Source organism: Hymenobacter pini (genome assembly GCF_020421205.1).
Taxonomy (GTDB): Bacteria; Bacteroidota; Bacteroidia; order Cytophagales; family Hymenobacteraceae; genus Hymenobacter; species Hymenobacter pini.
Genome location: NZ_JAIZZH010000007.1, coordinates 104027 through 122199, shown reverse-complemented (window position 1 = coordinate 122199; position 18173 = coordinate 104027). Strand labels below are relative to the sequence as shown.

At 59.9% G+C, this 18173-nt stretch carries 19 protein-coding genes; 7 read left to right on the top strand and 12 right to left on the bottom strand.

Translation table 11 applies throughout. From position 1 onward, the window contains the following. Window positions 1-99 precede the first annotated feature (99 nt). Together LF252_RS21480 and LF252_RS21475 are read right to left on the bottom strand one after the other, a co-directional pair. Window positions 100-858, bottom strand: coding sequence for an outer membrane protein (locus tag LF252_RS21480; RefSeq protein ID WP_226271651.1), 759 nt, complete (start codon window positions 856-858; stop codon window positions 100-102). 74 nt (window positions 859-932) lie between these two features. Then, a complete protein-coding gene (locus tag LF252_RS21475) occupies window positions 933-1640 on the bottom strand; it encodes a tetratricopeptide repeat protein (protein ID WP_226271650.1) in 708 nt (235 codons plus the stop codon). A 185-nt stretch (window positions 1641-1825) separates the two neighbouring features. Between LF252_RS21475 and LF252_RS21470 the strand changes: the two genes are divergently transcribed. Together LF252_RS21470 and LF252_RS21465 are read left to right on the top strand one after the other, a co-directional pair. Beyond that, window positions 1826-2686, top strand: coding sequence for an alpha/beta hydrolase (locus LF252_RS21470; protein WP_226271649.1), 861 nt, complete (start codon window positions 1826-1828; stop codon window positions 2684-2686). Window positions 2687-2796: 110 nt separating this feature from the next. Continuing rightward, window positions 2797-3339 (top strand): hypothetical protein, encoded by a 543-nt coding sequence (locus LF252_RS21465; RefSeq protein WP_226271648.1) that lies wholly within the window; start codon window positions 2797-2799, stop codon window positions 3337-3339. A 72-nt stretch (window positions 3340-3411) separates the two neighbouring features. Here the strand turns inward: LF252_RS21465 and LF252_RS21460 are convergent, their stop codons facing one another. After that, a complete protein-coding gene (locus tag LF252_RS21460) occupies window positions 3412-3918 on the bottom strand; it encodes a methylated-DNA--[protein]-cysteine S-methyltransferase (protein WP_226271647.1) in 507 nt (168 codons plus the stop codon). A gap of 254 nt (window positions 3919-4172) precedes the next feature. On the opposite strand from LF252_RS21460, the gene LF252_RS21455 reads away from it, so the two are divergent. Beyond that, window positions 4173-5777, top strand: a complete 1605-nt coding sequence (locus tag LF252_RS21455; RefSeq protein WP_226271646.1) for an RICIN domain-containing protein — start codon at window positions 4173-4175, stop codon at window positions 5775-5777. An 83-nt stretch (window positions 5778-5860) separates the two neighbouring features. Here the strand turns inward: LF252_RS21455 and LF252_RS21450 are convergent, their stop codons facing one another. The 4 genes from LF252_RS21450 to LF252_RS21435 form a co-directional block, all read right to left on the bottom strand. After that, window positions 5861-6592 (bottom strand): phospholipase D-like domain-containing protein, encoded by a 732-nt coding sequence (locus LF252_RS21450; RefSeq protein WP_226271645.1) that lies wholly within the window; start codon window positions 6590-6592, stop codon window positions 5861-5863. Between the two features lie 3 nt (window positions 6593-6595). Then, the gene (locus tag LF252_RS21445; RefSeq protein ID WP_226271644.1) at window positions 6596-7798 is read right to left on the bottom strand and encodes a glycoside hydrolase family 1 protein; all 1203 of its coding nucleotides are present in this window, start codon (window positions 7796-7798) and stop codon (window positions 6596-6598) included. Between the two features lie 75 nt (window positions 7799-7873). Then, window positions 7874-8839 carry a cation diffusion facilitator family transporter gene (locus LF252_RS21440; protein WP_226271643.1) on the bottom strand — a complete coding sequence of 322 codons (966 nt, stop codon included), beginning with the start codon at window positions 8837-8839 and terminating at the stop codon, window positions 7874-7876. Between the two features lie 45 nt (window positions 8840-8884). Further along, a complete protein-coding gene (locus tag LF252_RS21435) occupies window positions 8885-9817 on the bottom strand; it encodes a cation diffusion facilitator family transporter (protein WP_226271642.1) in 933 nt (310 codons plus the stop codon). A 128-nt stretch (window positions 9818-9945) separates the two neighbouring features. Between LF252_RS21435 and LF252_RS21430 the strand changes: the two genes are divergently transcribed. Both LF252_RS21430 and LF252_RS21425 read left to right on the top strand, forming a co-directional pair. Next, window positions 9946-11388, top strand: a complete 1443-nt coding sequence (locus LF252_RS21430; RefSeq protein ID WP_226271641.1) for an APC family permease — start codon at window positions 9946-9948, stop codon at window positions 11386-11388. A 118-nt stretch (window positions 11389-11506) separates the two neighbouring features. Further along, window positions 11507-12208 carry a phosphatase PAP2 family protein gene (locus LF252_RS21425; RefSeq protein ID WP_226271640.1) on the top strand — a complete coding sequence of 234 codons (702 nt, stop codon included), beginning with the start codon at window positions 11507-11509 and terminating at the stop codon, window positions 12206-12208. Here the strand turns inward: LF252_RS21425 and LF252_RS21420 are convergent. Together LF252_RS21420 and hemB are read right to left on the bottom strand one after the other, a co-directional pair. After that, window positions 12205-12720, bottom strand: coding sequence for a GNAT family N-acetyltransferase (locus LF252_RS21420; RefSeq protein ID WP_226271639.1), 516 nt, complete (start codon window positions 12718-12720; stop codon window positions 12205-12207). The two genes, LF252_RS21425 and LF252_RS21420, sit on opposite strands and share 4 nt — an antisense overlap. A 90-nt stretch (window positions 12721-12810) precedes the next feature. Next, on the bottom strand, window positions 12811-13803 hold the full coding sequence (gene hemB, locus LF252_RS21415) for a porphobilinogen synthase (RefSeq protein ID WP_226271638.1): 993 nt from the start codon (window positions 13801-13803) through the stop codon (window positions 12811-12813). A gap of 292 nt (window positions 13804-14095) precedes the next feature. Here hemB and LF252_RS21410 point away from each other — a divergent pair, with 292 nt between their 5' ends. Continuing rightward, on the top strand, window positions 14096-14407 hold the full coding sequence (locus tag LF252_RS21410) for a hypothetical protein (RefSeq protein ID WP_226271637.1): 312 nt from the start codon (window positions 14096-14098) through the stop codon (window positions 14405-14407). Between the two features lie 99 nt (window positions 14408-14506). On the opposite strand, the gene LF252_RS21405 is transcribed toward LF252_RS21410, so the two are convergent. Together LF252_RS21405 and LF252_RS21400 are read right to left on the bottom strand one after the other, a co-directional pair. Further along, window positions 14507-15031, bottom strand: coding sequence for a hypothetical protein (locus LF252_RS21405; RefSeq protein WP_226271636.1), 525 nt, complete (start codon window positions 15029-15031; stop codon window positions 14507-14509). A 143-nt stretch (window positions 15032-15174) separates the two neighbouring features. After that, the gene (locus LF252_RS21400; protein ID WP_226271635.1) at window positions 15175-15393 is read right to left on the bottom strand and encodes a hypothetical protein; all 219 of its coding nucleotides are present in this window, start codon (window positions 15391-15393) and stop codon (window positions 15175-15177) included. Between the two features lie 182 nt (window positions 15394-15575). On the opposite strand from LF252_RS21400, the gene LF252_RS21395 reads away from it, so the two are divergent. Next, window positions 15576-16766: a glycosyltransferase family 87 protein gene (locus LF252_RS21395; protein WP_226271634.1), complete on the top strand. Its 1191-nt coding sequence runs from the start codon at window positions 15576-15578 to the stop codon at window positions 16764-16766. A gap of 88 nt (window positions 16767-16854) precedes the next feature. Here the strand turns inward: LF252_RS21395 and rocD are convergent, their stop codons facing one another. Further along, window positions 16855-18111, bottom strand: a complete 1257-nt coding sequence (gene rocD / locus LF252_RS21390) for an ornithine--oxo-acid transaminase (RefSeq protein ID WP_317197878.1) — start codon at window positions 18109-18111, stop codon at window positions 16855-16857. Window positions 18112-18173: the final 62 nt, after the last annotated feature.

The window sequence follows — 18173 nt, the reverse complement described above, 5'->3', positions numbered from 1 at the left end:
CGCATCTCCCCTCAACAAAAAGGGCTGCCGGTTGGCAGCCCTTTTTGTTTTGTAAATAGCGAAACAGAATGCGTGAGCATCTGCCACGAGCAGCAAAGGCTACCGGCGGCCCCAGGGAGCGTATTCGAGCTTTAGCTCCAGCTGCCCGTAGCCATCTTTCATAGAGGACGCTGACCGGCCGGAAGCAGTACTTATGTCGTCCAGTTGGTCGGTGGTGGTGAAGGAATACGAGCCTTCCAGCGAAGCGCCCAGTTTGGGCGTGAGCCGCACGGTGAAACCCACCCCTACCGGTAGCACCAGGGCCAGCGCGGAATAATCGTTGCGCTCAGCCGACAGGTAATTGGTATCAGTGTTACCGTTGGGGCGTTCCGTACCCCGGAATGCTTTGGGATTATACAGTACCCAGCCACCCCCGACTTTCAGGTACGGCTTAATGATGGAGGCTGGCTTGCGCGGGGCGGCATAGGCGCCTTCATCGTGTAGCGGCTCCCACCGCACAAAGGCAATACCCGCGAGGTTGTGGCTCTGAAATGCCAGCCCGCGCTCCGGCAGATAATCTTTGGCCCCAAGCCGGATGTACGATGCTTCGCCGCCCACCTGCCAGTGCGGGTGCAGCTGGTACTGTACGCCGCCGGTGAAGCTCGGCCCCAGAAACTGGTCGCCGAGGCTGCTGGTTAGGTCGCCGTTGTAGTAGCCAATGCCTCCGCCCAGCGTAAACCGGACCGGGCCTTGGTAATAGGCCCGGGCCTTGCCGTCGTAGTGGCGGCGGCGGCGTTCAGGGCCGGCGTCCTGCGCGGTAGCAGAGTAGCCCGCTAGAAGCAGGAGAAGGCTGGCAGGCAGAAGGGAGCGGAGAGTCACGCAGTACAGAAAATGTGGATGAAGCCGGCATACGGGTGCGGGCAGCCGGGGTTGCGGCGGAGTTTCGCAACGCGCTACTTGATAGTGCCTTGCGGATCAGGAAGCTTTTCCTTTAACTCGGATACCAAGTCGAAATCCATGGAGCCAAAATTGATGTTCTGGCCCTTGTGAATGGCCTCCCACGCCTGCGGGTACTGCTCCTGGTAGTAGTAGGCGCGGGCCAGCTGCTGCCAGCCGGTGGCGTTGGTGGAATCCTGCGTAGTGGCTTTTTGCAAAAACTCAGCGGCCGTGGTCAGGTCTTTTTTCTTCTTGGTTTGCTGATACCGAATCAGGTAGCTCGCGCCCAGGTCGCTGAGCAGGTAGGAGTTGGTGGGGGCCAGCGCCAGTCCTTGATTCAACAGGCTGATGGATTGCTCCGGGGCGGCGTTGCTGCTGACGATACCCAGGCCGTGGTAAGCTTCGGCATTGGCGGGGTCAAGCACCCAAGCCAGGTTGAAGCGGTACACGGCCGTATCGGGCTGGTTTTCGGCGAGGTATTCGTAGCCTTTGGCGCTAAAAAACCGGCTGGCCTCGGCCCGGGAGGCAAAACTGCCTGCCAGCTTGCTAATAAACGCCGGGCCAAGCGCCTGCTCGGCCTGGGCTGGCGTGAGGCCCCCAAACTGGGGCTGCAGCCGCTGGAAAGTGGCGGCCGGCGCTGCCGCAGATTTAGACTTACGCTGCGCCTGGGCCGGAGCAGCCACCCAGAGCAGGCCGGCGGTAGCCAGCAGAACAACTGATTTCATGAAAGCGAAACGAACAAAGCAGGGAAAAAATTGGCCCGGGGCCAGTTATCAAAGATAGAAAGACTGCGTAACCCGACAGGCAACGGCTACGGGCCAATCCGAGGGCCTCGTCGGGTGCGTACAGTTCCCGGCTCATCAATAGCAACAACATGCGGTATTTCTGGATTGGACGGGCAGCTCTGCTCGTGGGTATACTATTTTTGGGGCTGAACCAGCTGGTAGCGGCCCGGCCCAGCCGCCGCATAGCCGATGTGGCCTATGTGCCCGCTTCCGATACGGCGTATAGTGCCACCCGCCACCGGCTGGACGTGTATGTGCCGCGGAAGCGTGCAGCGGCTTTGCGCCCGGTGGTGGTGTTTATTCATGGCGGCAGCTGGAACAGCGGCAGCAAAAACCTGTACACGTTTGTGGGGCGGCGGCTGGCCCGGCTGGGTATTGTAGCCGTCATCATCAACTACCGGCTGGCTCCGCAGGTGAAGGTGCCCCAAATGGCCGATGACTGCACCCGCGCAGTGGCCTGGACGGTGGCGCATTGCCAGGAGTACGGCGGTGATGCCCAACGCGTGTTTGTGATGGGCCACTCGGCCGGCGGCGGGCTGGCGGCGTTGCTGGCTACAAATGATGCGTTGTTCCGGCGGTGGGGCCTGGCCCGTAACCCCGTCCGAGGAGCCGTGCTGGATGACCCGGCGGGCCTGGACATGTACGACTACCTGCAGAAAATGCAGTACCCCGGCGACGAGCAATACCTAGTACCCTTTGGGCGCAACCCGGCCGTGTGGCAGCAAACCTCGGCGCTGTACCACATTACCCCGAACACGCCGCCCATGGTGCTGCTCGTTGGTGGCCGCACGTATCCATCCATCAGTAGCAGCACTAAGCGGTTTCGGGAGCGGCTGAAAGCGCAGGGCCATACGCCCCGCTACACGGTGCTGCCCGGCAAAAAGCACATACCCATGGTGTTGCAGCTATACTGGATTCGAAATGTAGTGTACGGGCAACTGCGGCAATTATTGGCGGAAGCCGGCCCGGCGGCGCCCCGTCCGTAGACGGTAGCCATAGCTGGTCGACTTTTCCGGCCAGCTCAGCAGCAGGATGATGACAATGTGCGTGGTAAAGAGTAATCTGACGATACTTTTCACCCTTGTTCCGCACCCTTATGAAAACCTTGCTACTTGCTCTGCTGCTATTAACCGGTGCCTTGGCCGCTTCCGCCCAGTGCCGCGACCCTTGGATTACGGATGCCTACAAGAAAGTGGCCAACCGGGTCCCAGTGGGCCAGGGCGAAACCTGTGAGTGCAACATCAAGCTCTACAACAACGGCTCCTGGGGTAACTTCGACGAACTGACGGGCTTTGTGCGGCAGTTTCTGGCCAGCGGTACGCGCGTGGGCTACTTGCCGCTGGGTGACGGCCGCTCGGTGATGGTAGTAGCTGATGGCAGCCAGATTGTGGGCGTTTCAATGCTCAGTAGCAGCGGACAGGTAATTGCCGCGGGCGGCGCTAATGTGGTGGCGGCCGGTGGCGGCAACGTAGTTGCCGCTGGTGGGGGAAATATGGTGGCCGCCGGCGGCGGGAACCTGACCGGCCTGAACGCTAATACGGCCGGGTTTCAGTTTGGCGGACAACGCTCAGTGCTGGCTACCGGCCAAATCCGCAAGCCCACCAGCGGAGCCGGCTCTATTATTATTCAGAAACGCTAGCCCACCTGCAAGTGACAAAAAAGGGGGCATGCTCAATTAGTGAGCCCGCCCCCTTCCGCTATTAGGTAAAACCTAGAACAAGCTGGTTTGGATGACCGGGCGTTCAAAATCCAGCAGCCAGCGTTTGCGAGAAAGCCCGCCAGCGTAGCCCGTCAGCTGGCCGCCAGCCCCAATAATGCGGTGGCAGGGCCAGACGATTGCCAAGGGGTTCTGACCGTTGGCCGCGCCTACGGCCCGCACGGCGCCGGTATTGCCCAGTTGCCGGGCTACATCCAGGTAGGAGGCTGTGCGGCCGTACCCTACCTCCGGGAGGCTGGCCCACACACGCCGCTGAAACTCAGTGCCTGTGGCAATGTCCGTAGCCAGCGAGAACTGCTGTAGCTCGTGCCCGAAGTAGGCGTTCAGCTGCCGGTGTGCCTCGCGCAGGCACTCGGGCACCTGCGAGGCGGGAGTGGGGGCTGGTAGCGGCTGAGCTGCCTGCTGGGGCTGCACAAACTGCACGGTCCGCAGCCCGGCATCCGTGCCCTGCAGTTGCAGCGGGCCCAGGGGAGTAGCCATAATAGCGCTGGCTTCCGTCATGAAAAGGAGTGGGTACGTGGAGAAATCCAAAAATATGAAATCCGGCCCCAAAAAACCGTTGTAGAGCCGTATTGAGCGTATTTCGTGAAAGTAGCGGGAAGGCTGTAACCCTTGGGCGGTGTCAGCCACGCAAAAAAAAGGCGTATATTAGTAGGGTCGGAATCGGAAAAATATAAATCTGTTCCTACATTTTTGGGTAGTTCCCAGAAGCCCGACAGCGCCTTTGTCTTTCTACACTCAACGCCTCTCAGCTTGTGCGGTATTTACTTTTTTGCTCTGTTTTGGGGGTGAGCCTGACGGGTTTTCTGTCGCCCGCAGCAGCTACCAAATCACTCCGGAGCCCCGTGGGGCCCGCGGCTCCGGCCGTGCCGGTACAGGGGTGGGGTACCGGGCTAACGGCCTCGTACTTCAACAACGGGTCGTTGGCCGGAGCGCCGGTGCTTAAGCGCCAGGATGCGGTTATTGATTTTAAATGGGGTGCCGCCGCACCCGCGCCCGAGCTGCCGGCCGATAATTTCTCGGTGCGGTGGGAAGGGCTGCTGGCGGCACCGGCCACTGGCCGCTACCGGTTTGTAGCCGTTACCTCTGATGAAGTACGGCTGTGGGTGAATGGCAAGAAAGTGCTGGATACCTGGAACGGCCGCAAGCCCACCAACCTCGATGATGCTACCGTAACGCTGGCTGCCGGCGAAAAAACCACCATTAAGCTGGAGTATAATGATGCCGATGGTAGCGCCGGTATTCAGCTGCAGTGGGTGCCGCCCGGGCAGGTAGCGCAGGTCATTCCTTCGGGCAACCTGTATCCGCTGGGCTCCCCTATGACGCCGGACCCCGCCGGGCCGCCGCCCGTGGCAAAAGCCAAAGCAGTGCCCACGCCTAACCCGGCCGCCCCGGCTAAACCCGCCGCCAAGCCCGCCGCGCCAGCCAAAGCAGCCGTGGCTGAAAAAGCCGCTAAGCCTGCTGCTAAACCAGTAGCCCAGGCCCCGGCCAAACCTGCCAAGCCCGCTCCCGCGGAAAAGGCCCCCAAGCCTGTCAAACCCCCGAAACCCACCAAGGAAGTAGCCGAAGCACCCATGCCCGCCGACCTGTCGGGGCTGTATATGCTGACGGTTCGCTCCACGGGGCGGCCGCTAAAGGTAGACCAGGGCCGCCCGGCCACCCGCGCTGAGCAGCTGGCCGCGCAGGCCGCCGGGGTAAAGGAAGAAGCTCAGTGGCGCATTGAGCCTGCCGGCGAAGGACTGTACCGGTTGGTGTCACCGGGGAGCAATAAGGTGCTGGAAGTGCTGGGTAGCTCCACCTCCAACGGAGCCCCGCTCAGCGTTTGGACGTACTACAGCGGCTACAACCAGCGCTGGAAGATTGAAGATGCCGGCGACGGGTTTTACAAGCTCACGCCCCACCACGTGCGCAAAAAGGTGCTCACCTACGGCGACACCATTCAAGGTGGGCTGCAACAGCTGAAGTACAGCGGCGCCACCAACCAACAGTGGAAGCTGGTACCCGTGAAGCCAATGGAAGAACCCATGTTGGCCAATGCACCCAGTACGCCCGGCGTTGGGGCCAACAACATGAGCGTGTACCCGAACCCTTCTAACGGCGTCATGCAGATGTCGTATACGCTGGGTGAGGCCCGGCCCATGGGCTGGGTGTTGTACAACCAGAATGGTACGGCCGTGCGCGTGTCCGACTACCGCAAACAGGCGGCCGGAGCGCATCACCAAACACTGGATTTTACCGGCCTGCCCGCCGGTGATTATTACCTGAGCCTCACGGTGGGCATCACCAACACCCGCCAGCTTATTTCCATCCGTCGCCCCTCGGCCGACGCGCCGGAGGTAGGTGCTGCCAGCGGCAAGTAAGATTTGATTAACGCCTTACGCGCAACAAAACGCCGACCTTCTGCATCAGGAGGTCGGCGTTTTTGCGTTCAGTTCATAAAGTGTTACCCTTCAAAAGGGTGCATCTGCTCCCACAACCGGGTAAACTCGGCCGCGTACTGATCCACAATGAACGGGTCGGCGGATATCAGGAAGTTTTCGAGGTTGAACTCAGCGGCGGAGCGGGTCCAGTTGTAGCTGCCGGTCAGCACGGCCCGGTTGTCGGCCACGGCAAACTTGTGATGCATGTGGTTCGTGGATTGATCGGTACGCACGAGTACGCCAGCCTCCCGCAGCTGCCGCACGTCCGAGCCCCGGTCGAACAGCTTTTCATCATCGGTGAGCAGGCGCACCCGCACCCCGCGCTGGTGGGCAGTCAGAATGGCATCCGTCAGGCGGTCATCAGCCACGGTGAACACGCACAAATCCAGCGTGTGCTGCGCCCCGATGAGAAACTGGCGGATGGCGGCCACGCACTCATCTTCAGGGCTAAAATACACCTGAACGTTGCCGGCGCGGCCACCCGCCGGGGCTTCCGAAGGCGCGGCAACTGGAGGAGGTAGCAGGGCGCTGGCTGCTTCCAGCCACTCAATTACCGCCTTGTCTTTAAACGTATTGAAGTGCTCCTTCGCCAGCTCAAACAGCTGGTGGCGTAGGGCTTCCACATTGCCATGCTGCCGCTGAAACCCGGTGAGCTGGTCGCGGAGGTGGCGGGCTTCTGAGGAGGAAAGGTTTACATCGGCGAAGGCCTGCCGGAATTGTTGCAACAGGGCGTTTGCGGGGGGAGCGGTAGGCATACGTTAGGCAGTGGGGAGCAGGAGTTCAACCGGTTGGGGCAGGGCCTCGGCCACGTGCTCCTGGGCCCACAGCAGGGCATCGGCGGAGGGCTCGTGCAGCTCGCGCGTAAGGCCAGGCAGCAACTGGGTAACGTCGGCATCCCAGAGGCCCGCCCGGTGCCAGGGCGTGAGGTGGTCCCAGTCGGGCCGGTCGATGATGGGGTAGAGGCACACGCCCAGCAGCGGCACGCCGGCTTGCAGGGCTTTAGCGGCCTCGGTGGCAATCATCCGCAGCCAGGGTGCCCGGTCGTGGCCGGGGTGGCTGGTTTCGGTAATTACCACGGGGCGGTTGTAGCGGCGGTAAGCGCGCTCCAGCAGGGCGCTCAGCGGACGGAAGCGGGGGTCGTGCAACTCATTGGCCCAGCCCAGGGTTTGGCGGGGCTCATGCTGCCACTGGTTGTCGTAGTAGTAGTTAAAGCCCAGCAAATCCAGGTACTCAGGTCGGCCACCCAGTTCGGGGCACAGCCGGCCGGCCAGCATATCCACGCTCTGGAACTGGTTCAGATCAAACTCCCGCACGCGGCGGATTTCGGCGGGGCTGGCTCCCAGGCGCGGAACAATGTGAATGAGGGGCTCAGTAGTGAGAATCCGGATGCTGGGGTCTGCCTCGCGCAGGGCTGCCACGCCCTCAATGTAGGCTCGCATCAGCCCCCGCTTCACCTCCCAGCCCTGTCCCACGCAGTAGGGAGAAGTGCCGCGCACGTCACCTCCCAGCCAGCTCATAAAGCTCACCTCATTGATGGGCGTCACAATCAGGGTTTCCTCGGGGCAATGCTCTCGGTAGAACTTTACAAACGCCCGGCACAGGTGCGCAAAGCGGCGCGCGAACATGGGGTGCAGGGGAGTCAGATCGTCGGGGTAGCCGAAGTGGCACAGGTCCCACACCTGCTGAATGCCGTGCCGACGGCCGGCCTGCAGCAGCGTCAGCACCGTGCTCCAGTCGTACTGGTACGGGGTTTTCTCTACCTGGCTCCACCGGATACCCTCGCGCACCGTGTATAAACCAAACTCCTGAATGGCCTGGTAGTCGTCGTTCAGCAGCTGCAGGTGGCCGGTCAGGGTCAGAAAATCAACCCGGTTACCGAAGGCATTCTGTTGGTCGGTGCATTCAAAGCCGGCCATCCAGAAAGAGCGGAACGGAGAGTCGGTAAGTAGTTCGTTTTGCATAGCGGATCAGGAACGAATGGCGCCAGAACGGTTCAGGATGAACCGGCAGACAGTGAGCAGGATAGCCTGGCAAATCTAGATTTGCGGGCTGACCTGAGTGGTTGTGGAGGAGGCGTCGTGGTTGTCGTCGGTAAGGTTTTTGGCCTCAATGAAGATGCGCTTAAACTCCGGAAAATTAGCTCGGATGGCCTGTTGCAGGCTGCGGATTGTGCCTTCAATTTCCCCGGCCGAGAGGTGGTCGTGGAAATCCACGTCCAAGGCCAGTACCACGTCCTGAGGCCCCAGATACATAGTAAGAGGTGGCCGGCTGTTTTCCACACCAGGCTGCTTATTCACAATCTCTAAAAGCTTGTCCAGGGTAGCATCATCAATGCCGGTACCTACTAGCAGGCTGCGGGTGCGGTGTACCAGAAACACAGCTACCAGCATCAGCAGCAATCCAATGGCAATGGAGGCAGAGCCATCGAGGTAGGGATTGTTGAAAGCGTGGCCAAAATACACGCCGAGCAAGGCAATAACGAGGCCCAGCAGCGCCGCTAGGTTTTCCATTACCGAGGCAAATACTGCCGGGTCTTTGCTGGTACGCAGCTGCTGCCAAAATCCTCCAGTAGGGCCACCTGCTTGGGTAAGGGCCCGCGCCGCCAGCCAGAATGCCCAACCTTCAAACAGGATGGCTACTCCCAACACCACGTAGTTCCACAGCGGATCGGTAAGAGGCTCAGGGTGCTCAATGTGCTTGATGCCTTCATAGAACGACATGCCCCCGCCAATGGCAAAAATCAATACGGCCACAATCAAGCCCCAGAAATATTGCTCTTTGCTGCGCCCGAAAGGGTGGCGTCGGTCAGCTGGTTTGGCACTTTGCCGTAGGCCATACAGTAACAGCACGCCGTTGCCGCTATCTACCAACGAGTGAATTCCTTCCGAAAGCATGGCCGAACTGCTGGTAAAATAGGCGGCCACAAACTTACTGATGGCAATGCCTACGTTGGCTGCAATACCCCCGAACAGGGCCATTTTGGAAGAGTTTGGATTTGCCATCGGCAGGAGTAGGTACGAAGAATAGAAAGTGAAACTCCGCCCAAATTACGCCAGAGCCGGAGAAGCCGGCGTCAGAGAGCGGGCCTCCACGAAGATGCGCTTAAATTCGGGATGCTTGCTACGGATAGCCTGCTCCAGCCGCAACACGGCATCCTCGAGCTGCTGGGCCGAGAGTTGGGGACGAAACTGCACCTCAAGGGCCAGAAAAGCATCGGTGGGGCCCAGGTACATGGACAGCGGCGGGTGAATGGCGGCCACGGCGGGGTCGGCGGCGGCTAGCTGGCGCAGGCTGGCCAGGGTAGCAGCGTCCACGCCCTCACCCACCAGCAGGCCCCGGGTTTCCTTGAGCATAAAAATGGCCATGCCAATCAGCAGCACCCCAATAGCCACGGACGCGGCCCCATCCAAATACACGTTGCCCAGCAAGTGCCCGAAAAACACCCCAGCCAGGGCAATTACCAAGCCCAGCAGGGCCGCCAAATCTTCGAGTAAAATGGCATACACGGCCGGGTCGCGGCTGGCGCGCAGGGCCTGCCAGAACCCGGCGTCGCCGCGTGTTTTGTTGAACTCCCGGAAAGCCAGAAAGCACGCGATGCTCTCAAACAGCACCGACAGACCCAGTACCCAGTAGTTCCAGGTAGGGTCGGTGAGGGGAGTAGGCTCTTTGATATGCTCCCAGCCTTTGTAAATGGACATGCCCCCACCCACCGCGAAGATGAGTACGGCCACAATCATCGTCCAGAAATACAGCTCCTTGCCGTGCCCGAAAGGGTGAGACTCATCGGCGGGGCGAGCCGCCCGGCTTAGGCCCAGCAGAATGAGCATGCCGTTGCCGCTGTCGACCAGGGAGTGAATGCCTTCCGACAGCATAGCGGAGCTGCCCGTGAAAAAGGCCGCCACAAACTTGGCTGCCGCAATGGCCAGATTAGCGCCTATGGCCCCGTAAACCACAATTTTGGAGGAAGATGTACCGGCCATAGGTTGCGTTGAAGTGCGAGAGTGGTACGGGGCCGGGCCCGTTGGGGTTAGCCTGCACGGATAGCCAGCACCCGTGCGCTGAACATTTGAGGCGGCTGCAGCTTTAGCAACTCCAAGCCTCTCTCTGCATGCCCAACCTCTCCCCGCCTCCAGCAACTCCGCCCGCCACCCCGCCCCTGCGCCGCCGGCTGGGGCTGGTGCAGGCCACGGCCCTCAACATGATTGACATGGTTGGCATTGGCCCCTTCGTGACTCTGCCGCTGGTCATGGGGTTCATGGGCCCCAACTTTATGCTGGCCTGGGTGGTAGGAGCAGCGCTCAGCCTAGTAGATGGCTTGATTTGGAGCGAGTTGGGAGCGGCGCACCCGGAAGCTGGCGGCTCGTACCGGTTTCTGAAGTTGGCGTACGGCGAGCATACCTGGGGCCGGCTGCTGTCGTTTCTGTACGTGTGGCAGACGCTGGTGCAGGCTCCGCTGGTGGTGGCTTCCGGGGCCATTGGCTTTGCGCAATACTTCGGCTACCTGGTGCCGCTCACGGAGTGGTGGCAGCCCAAACTGGTATCGGGCACGGTGGTGTTGCTGCTCATTGGGTTGCTGTACCGCCGTATTGAGGACGTTGGCCGGCTGGGCGTATTGCTCTGGCTGGGCGTGCTGGCCCTCATGGCCTGGCTGATTTTTGGGGGGCTTACCCACGCCACGCAGCCCGTTGCGTGGCTGCCTACTGGCGGAGTAGGCGAGTTGCCGGGTATGCTGCTGTCGGTAGCCATGGGTCAGGCTACTGTTAAAACTATTTACAGCTATCTGGGCTACTACAACGTGTGCCACTTGGGCGGCGAGGTGCAGGAGCCACACAAGCTGATTCCGCGCAGCATTTTTCTGAGCATTCTGGGTATTATGGCGTTGTACCTGCTGCTGAACTGGAGCGTGGGCTCCGTCATTCCTTGGCAGGAAGCCGCCCAGTCCAAGTTTATCGTCAGCACATTTGTAGAGCGGCTATACGGGGACACGGCCGCCAAAGCCGCTACGGCCCTGGTGCTGTGGGTGGCGTTTGCCTCCTTGTTTGCGGTGCTGCTGGGTTACTCGCGCATCCCATACGCCGCCGCCGCCGACGGGGAGTTTCTGCCGGTATTCGCCCGCACTCACCCTACCAAGCAATTTCCGCACGTGTCGTTGTTGCTGCTGGGCGGTGTGGGCTTCGTGTTCAGCCTGCTCTTCAAGCTAGGCGAGGTTATAAGCGCCATCCTGGCCATGCGCATTCTGGTGCAGTTTGTGGGGCAGGCTATTGGGGTAGTGTTGCTCCGGCGTCGGCGCGGTGCGGCCGACCTGCCGTTTCGAATGCCACTGTACCCGCTGCCCGTGCTGGTAGCCGTGGCCGTGTGGTTGTGGGTGTTCTGGAGTATTCAGGAGGGCGTTAGCGTAACCCTGTTCAGCCAGCCCGTTTTTATCTCCTTCCAAGTGGCCGCCTTGCTGATGATGGCCCTGGGGGCAGGCGTATTCCTGTTGTGGAGCCGCCGGTTGGGGCGCTGGCCATTCGCATCATCCAGTCAGAAAAAACCTGTTGAGGAAAGCTAGCTTGCTGTATGGGTAAGCCGTTATTAAAAAACGATTAAAAATTAAGTGTATTATTTTTTTATTAATTATTAAAATTTATATATTGATTCAGTGTGTTCATCGATAAATTCCTACGGTTATGCTTCCTTTACTTGATCAGCAAATCCTGGAAGGCCTCAATGCCTACGTGCACAAATCGGTAGCCTTCGATGAATTTGTATCGTTTCTGAGCTACAACAGCCTGTTCAAAGGAGCCGTATTTACCGTAGTGCTGTGGTGGCGGTGGTTTCAGTGCAACGATACGGAGGCCGGCAACCAGTGCCGACAGATAATCATTGGCGTGCTGATGGGCTGCTTATTGGGCGTGGCCGTTACTCGAGGCCTCACACACGTCTTCGCCGACCGGCCCCGCCCGCTGCACAACCCGGAGCTGCATTTGGTGCCTGTAGAAGCTCAGCTCCTGTCTGATTCGGCGGATAACAGCTCCTTCCCCAGCGACCATGCCACGGTATTTTTCGCGTTGGCCACCGGGTTATTTTTCCTGTCGCGCCCTCTGGGCGTAGCGGCTATCCTGTACGTGGTGTTTTTTATCTGTCTGCCTCGGTTGTACCTGGGGCTGCACTACCCCACTGATATTGCGGCGGGGGCGGTAGTGGGCATAGCCACGGCTGTAGCTGCCAACCTGCCGGCTGTGCGCCGCACTTTCTACATGCCCGTTATCAGGTGGCAATATCTGCATCCCAGCCCGTTCTATGTGGGCCTGTTTCTGATGAGCTACCAACTGGACGAAATGTTTGGGGGCGTGCGGCAGTTTCTCAGCTTTGTGGCCTCGCGTTTCTAAGTGCCGGGGCTGCTGAGCCACTTTTCGTAGCAGAAAAACCGCAAACCGGGCCGGAAAGCCAGCGTGATTTCGCCCGCAAACCGATACCCCAGCTTCGGAAAAAGGCGCTGCGTAGCCTGGTTTTCGGAGTTAGTGTCCACCCGCAAAACCCGCAAGCCCTGCTGCCGGGCCAGTACTTCGGCCTGGGCCAGCAAGGCTGCGGCCAGCCCGTGGCCCTGCGCCGCCGGGTCTACGGCCAAGCGGTGCGTCACCAAGGCTGGCTCGTTCACATCCCAATCAGCCTGGGCGTATTCGGCATCCTGGCCGTTGTGCGTGAGGGCGGCCACAGCCGCTACCTGCCCGTCTAGCTCGGCCACCCACAAATGGCCCTGCGCAATGTCGCGCTGGAATACGTTCTCGTTGGGATAATCAGAGGTCCATTGAAAATTACCGGTGGCCTGCATCAGCGGCACTACCTGCTTAATGAGGGCTATAATGGCAGGAATATCAGCAGCAGTGGCGGGTCGGATCATCAATGAGAATAGTACAAGGGTGAAAACTATAAGCTCCCGGCAAAGCCCTGGAAGGACGATGCCGGGAGCTTAGGCATGCAGACCGGAAGGCTACCCGCGCCGCAGTACCTCGGCGGCTTCCTTGGCAAAGTAGGTCAGGATGGCGTCGGCACCGGCGCGCTTGATGCTGGTCAGCACTTCCATCATCGTCTTTTCGCCATCCAGCCAACCCTGCTGGGCAGCGGCCTTCACCATGGCGTACTCGCCCGATACGTTGTAGGCCGTAACCGGCAACTGCGTATTGTCGCGCACTTCCCGAATTACGTCCAGGTAGCTCAGAGCGGGCTTAATCATCACCATGTCGGCACCTTCCTGCTCGTCGAGGGCCAGTTCGCGCAGGGCCTCGCGGCGGTTGGCCGGGTTCATCTGGTAGCTTTTCTTATCACCCTTTTTTGGGGCTGAGTCCAGTGCGTCGCGGAAGGGACCGTAGAACGCCGAGGCATACTTGGCCGTGTAGCTCATGATGCTCACGCCCGAAAAGCCGTTGCTGTCCAGCACGTCCCGAATCCAGGCCACGCGGCCATCCATCATATCCGAGGGGCCAATGATATCGGCCCCGGCGCGGGCCTGCGCCAGCGCCATCTGGCCCAGTACTTCCAAGGAAGCATCGTTCAGGATTTCGCCCGACTCCGCGTCCACCACGCCGTCGTGGCCGTCGGAGGAGTAGGGGTCCATGGCTACGTCGGTCATCAGCACTACATCGGGAAACTGGCGCTTGATGTCGGCCACGGTTTTCAGGTACAGACCCTCAGGGTTAGCCGATTCGCGGGCCAGCCGGTCTTTCAAGGCGTCGTTAATGGCCGGGAAAGGAGCAAAGGTGTTGATGCCCAACTCCACGCAACGGCCAATTTCATCCATAATTCGGTCGGCGGAGTACCGGAAAATACCCGGCATCGACTTCACTTCAAGCAATTGGTTCTGGCCCTCAACCAGAAAAAGCGGATAGATAAAATCGTAGGCGGTAAGACGAGTTTCCTGCACCATGTCGCGGATAACCTGAGACTTGCGGTTGCGGCGCGGGCGGTGCGTGGGTACGTTAGGCATGTGCTACGTTCAGTTGATAAGACAGGAGAGAACAACCAGTGCAAAGGTAAGGTTGCAGATGCGGTTATGGAGGAAAGGCAACAGCGTCCATCTGGCGGCCCATCAGTGGTGGTTCCTGAGCCAGTTCCCGAGTTACTAAACGAAGTGCACACCGGGTACATTACTCGTAAACAAGCTCAACCACAGCGCGTAAGCCAGAATTTTTAACCGCCGACGGCTTGCAGTTGGCCGTACACCCGAGTAAGCGGCTCGCCCGGCGTGGCTGCCCACCACCATCAAACCAACCACCCACATGAAAGACGGCAAGCAAACCCCGAACCACCCAAATAGCGGCGAAACCGGCAAACAAGCTCCCGGCGTAAGCGGGCAACCCTCCGGCCCCCACGAAGGCCCGGTAGCTGGTGGAGCCGACAACACCCGCGGCGAAAATATACCCAGTAGTGAAGGCCACAGCGGCGGTGCCAAGCAAGCCAAAGCCGATACCGGACCCAACAGCCCGCAAGCCTCCCACGCCAACTCCTCCGATGAGCGCGGAGCCGACAGCTCCGACAAAGAGTTCCGCAACAACCAGCCCAACGACAGTACCTCACAGGCTGGGCAGTAAGGAGTTTAAGTCCGCAATAAAGCATTAAGCCTCACTGGGGGCGTTTCCGACCGGAAACGCCCCCAGTGAGGCTTCTGTGTATAAGCCCGCGCTGAGCGGCTACATGTTGAAAAACTCCTGAAAGATTTCCAGCCAGGCGTGTTTGCCACCAATGCCCAGCACTACAAAGTAGTAGCCCAGCAGCACGATTACCGCGCCTACGCCCAGGCCCAGCCAACCGCCCAGCGTCAGCCCGGCCACTATCCCGCCCACCACCAGCAAAGCCCCCAGCACAATATGCAGGGCATCGTGGCGGGTAGCTTGTCGGGGCCGGGATACGGCGGCCGCTTCCTGGTGCCGCCGCTGCCGAGCGCTACGTTGTGCTACGAGGCTGTTGCGGATGCTCGTCTGGGCACTAACGGTGGCGCCCGGTGTCTGAAGGTGTGGTCGGGCGTGGTATGCGGCGGGTCGTGGCTGTACCGCCTCAACAGGTTTTGTAGCTGCGGGAGCGGGTGGAGGTGCTACCGTAGCCACTAGAGCGGAGGAGTTGGTAGCTGGCTGAAAGAAAAAAGCGGTTTGCTGGCTGCGGCAGGCCCCCAGAAGCAGAAGCAGCAGTGCACAGCCGAGGCGGGTAGAAAATTGCATGCGCCAAAGTAGCCACAAACTACCCGGAATGCGCAGAAACTATCGTCTACAAAAAAACGCCGTGCCCCACTCCTGAAGAGCAAGTGCACGGCGGTACGCACAGAATGAGGGGAGCGGCTAAGCTATCAGGTGGCACACAGTGCTTATTGCTGGCGGAAAGCAGCGGCCTCGGCCGTCGTCATTACTACCCGCGTAGCCTGCGGGCCCTGCGAGTCGTGCAGGAGCAGCACCGTGCTGGCCGAATCGGCGGGGAAGGTACTGACGGAGCGGAAGGTCCGGTTTACGAATGCCGGCCGGCTAGCCTGGCAGCTGGCCAGCAGGGCAATTCCTCCACAGAATAAAATGGTCCGAAACACGCGCATAACAGCAAGACATTGAAGTAGTAACATCTCAAAGGTACGCCGGGTCTGAGGCCTGTCACCGGCCTCTTCGGCCAACTGGTTGTGGTCGGCGGCCAGCGTACCGGTATTGTCGGTGGCGGTGTTGGAACTGTCTATCTTTGCCGGATTACTGTCCCTCTTTTGTTTTTTCTCATCCAGCGTAAATGCGTATTTCTCGTTTTCAATTTGTGCTGAAGCCCTGGTTTACGGCGTTGTTATACAGCGTACTAACGGTTATCGTCACCTTTCAGCACTATTTCAAGGGTACCTACAACAACTACCTGATCTTTGTAAAGCCTTTTTTCAATCTGCTGGAAGGCAAAAACCTATACCTCGAGTATCCGGAGTACTATTACGATACCTACAAATACAGCCCATTTTTCGCGCTGTTCATGGGCCTGTTCGCCTACCTGCCCACCTGGCTGGGGTTGTTGGGCTGGAATGCACTCAACAATGCTGTGCTCTACACGGCCGCCCGGCGCTTGTTTCCGGATGAGCGGCGGCGACAGTTGTTTCTGCTCCTGATTGTGGTGGATATGATGACGGCCCTGCACAACAGCCAGGCCAACTGCCTGCTAACCGGCCTCATGCTCTGGATCTATATCAGCCTGGAGCGGGGACGGTTTGTGTGGGCCGGCCTGCTGGTGGCCCTGGCGGCGCTGATTAAAGTGTACGGCATTGGCATCGGACTGATTTTCCTGTTCTACCCTAACACCATTCGGAATGGGCTGGTGGCGGCCGCCTGGATTGCAGTGCTGGCCCTGGCTCCGCTACTGGTTGTCTCCTGGCCCGAGTTCCAGATGATCTACCAGGGCTGGGTGAACATTGTGCAGGAGTCAGCCACCGGCATTCAACTCTCCCTGATGGGCGTACTGCAAGCGTGGTTTGGGGTGCCCATCGGGGCGAAGGGTATCGTGCAGGTTATTGGTATGGTGCTGCTGCTGTTACCGGTGGCCTACTGGCGCTATTGGTCTGAAACCCATTACCGCCGCCTGTACGTGGCCTCCATCCTAGTTTTTGTGGTCATATTCAACCAGATGGCTGAGTCGCCCACGTTTGTCATTGCCGTGGCCGGGTTTCTGTTCTGGTTTTTGTGCTACCGCCGCAGCCTGTCGTGGAGCTGGGCTCTGTTTGGGTTTGTGCTGGTGTTCACCATGCTGTCGGCTACTGACCTGGTTCCGAGCTTCATTCGTCACCAGTATTTCGACGTGTACAAGCTGAAAGCCGTACCTATGATCCTGGCCTGGGGCGTTATTCAGGCCCAGCTGCTGCGGTATCCGGCCTGGCGGGCGCGCCTACAGGCGGCCGAGGAGCAAGCCGCGCATACAAGAGCAGTGGCTCCCACTCCAGCGTAGAAAAACGACGCTGTTACCAGATAAGCCAACAGGCCGCCCCAGCAGTGGGGGCGGCCTGTTGGCTTATCTGGGGGTAGCATGGTGAAGGCTAGAACTCCCGAATTACCTGCTCAATAATGTCGCAGGCTTCGTGCAACTGTTCTTCCGTAATGACCAGAGGAGGGGCAAACCGGATGATGTCGCCGTGAGTGGGCTTGGCCAGCACGCCCCGTTCCATCAGCGTCACGCACACGTCCCAGGCGGTGCGGCCATCTGCGTGGGGCTTGATTACGACGGCGTTAAGCAGGCCCTTGCCGCGCACCAGTTCTACCACTTCAGGGCGCTGCTGCTGTACCCGGCGCATCCGCTCCCGGAATACTTCGCCCAGGGCTTTGGCATTGGCCGTCAGGTGCTCATCAATAAGCACATCCAGCGCCGCCCGCAGTACCACGCAGGCCAGCGGGTTGCCGCCAAATGTGGAGCCGTGCTGGCCGGGCTGAATAGTCAGCATGATTTCGTTGCGGGCCAGCACTGCCGACACCGGCAGCACGCCGCCGCTCAGGGCCTTCCCCAGAATCAGAATATCAGCGTGCACGCCCTCGTAGCACACGGCCAGCAGCTCGCCAGTGCGGCCCAGACCCGTCTGAATTTCATCGGCAATAAAGAGCACGTTGCGAGCTTTGCACAGGGCCGCCGCCTTGACCAGGTAGCCGTCGGAGGGTACCATCACGCCCGCCTCACCTTGGATGGGCTCTACCAAGAAACCGCATACATGGGGGTCCTGCAGGGCTTCTTCCAGCGCCGCCAGATCATCGTAGGGTACCACCTGGTAGCCAGGCATATATGGGCCGAAGCCGCCAGTCGAGTCGCCGTCGGTGCTGAAGGAAATAATGCCCGTGGTGCGGCCGTGGAAGTTGTGTTCAGCCACAATAATGCGGGCCTGATTGGGCGCAATCCCCTTTTCCTGGTAGCCCCATTTGCGGGCCAGCTTCAGGGCGGTTTCCACGGCCTCGGCTCCGGAGTTCATCAACAGGGCCTTATCGTAGTTGAACAGCTCGCAGAGCTGCTTCTCGGCCAGGCCTAGCTGGTCATTGAAGAATGCACGCGAGGTAAGGGTGAGCTTCTGGGCCTGCTCCGTAAGCGCCCCAATAATGCGGGGGTGGCAGTGCCCTTGGTTTACGGCGGAATAAGCCGATAGAAAATCGAAGTACTGCTTGCCCTCCACATCCCAGAGGTGTATCCCTTGGCCCCGGGTCAGTACCACGGGCAGCGGATGGTAGTTGTGGGCACCGTAATGGTCTTCCAGAGCCATTAGCTCCTGGCTACGGGTGGCGGTGAGGGCGCTGGGGTGGGCAGGCATTGACATACGCGTAGAGGTAAGGTAGGTGGTTGTCAAAGCTACGCAAAAGCCGGCAGGCCGGCCAAGGC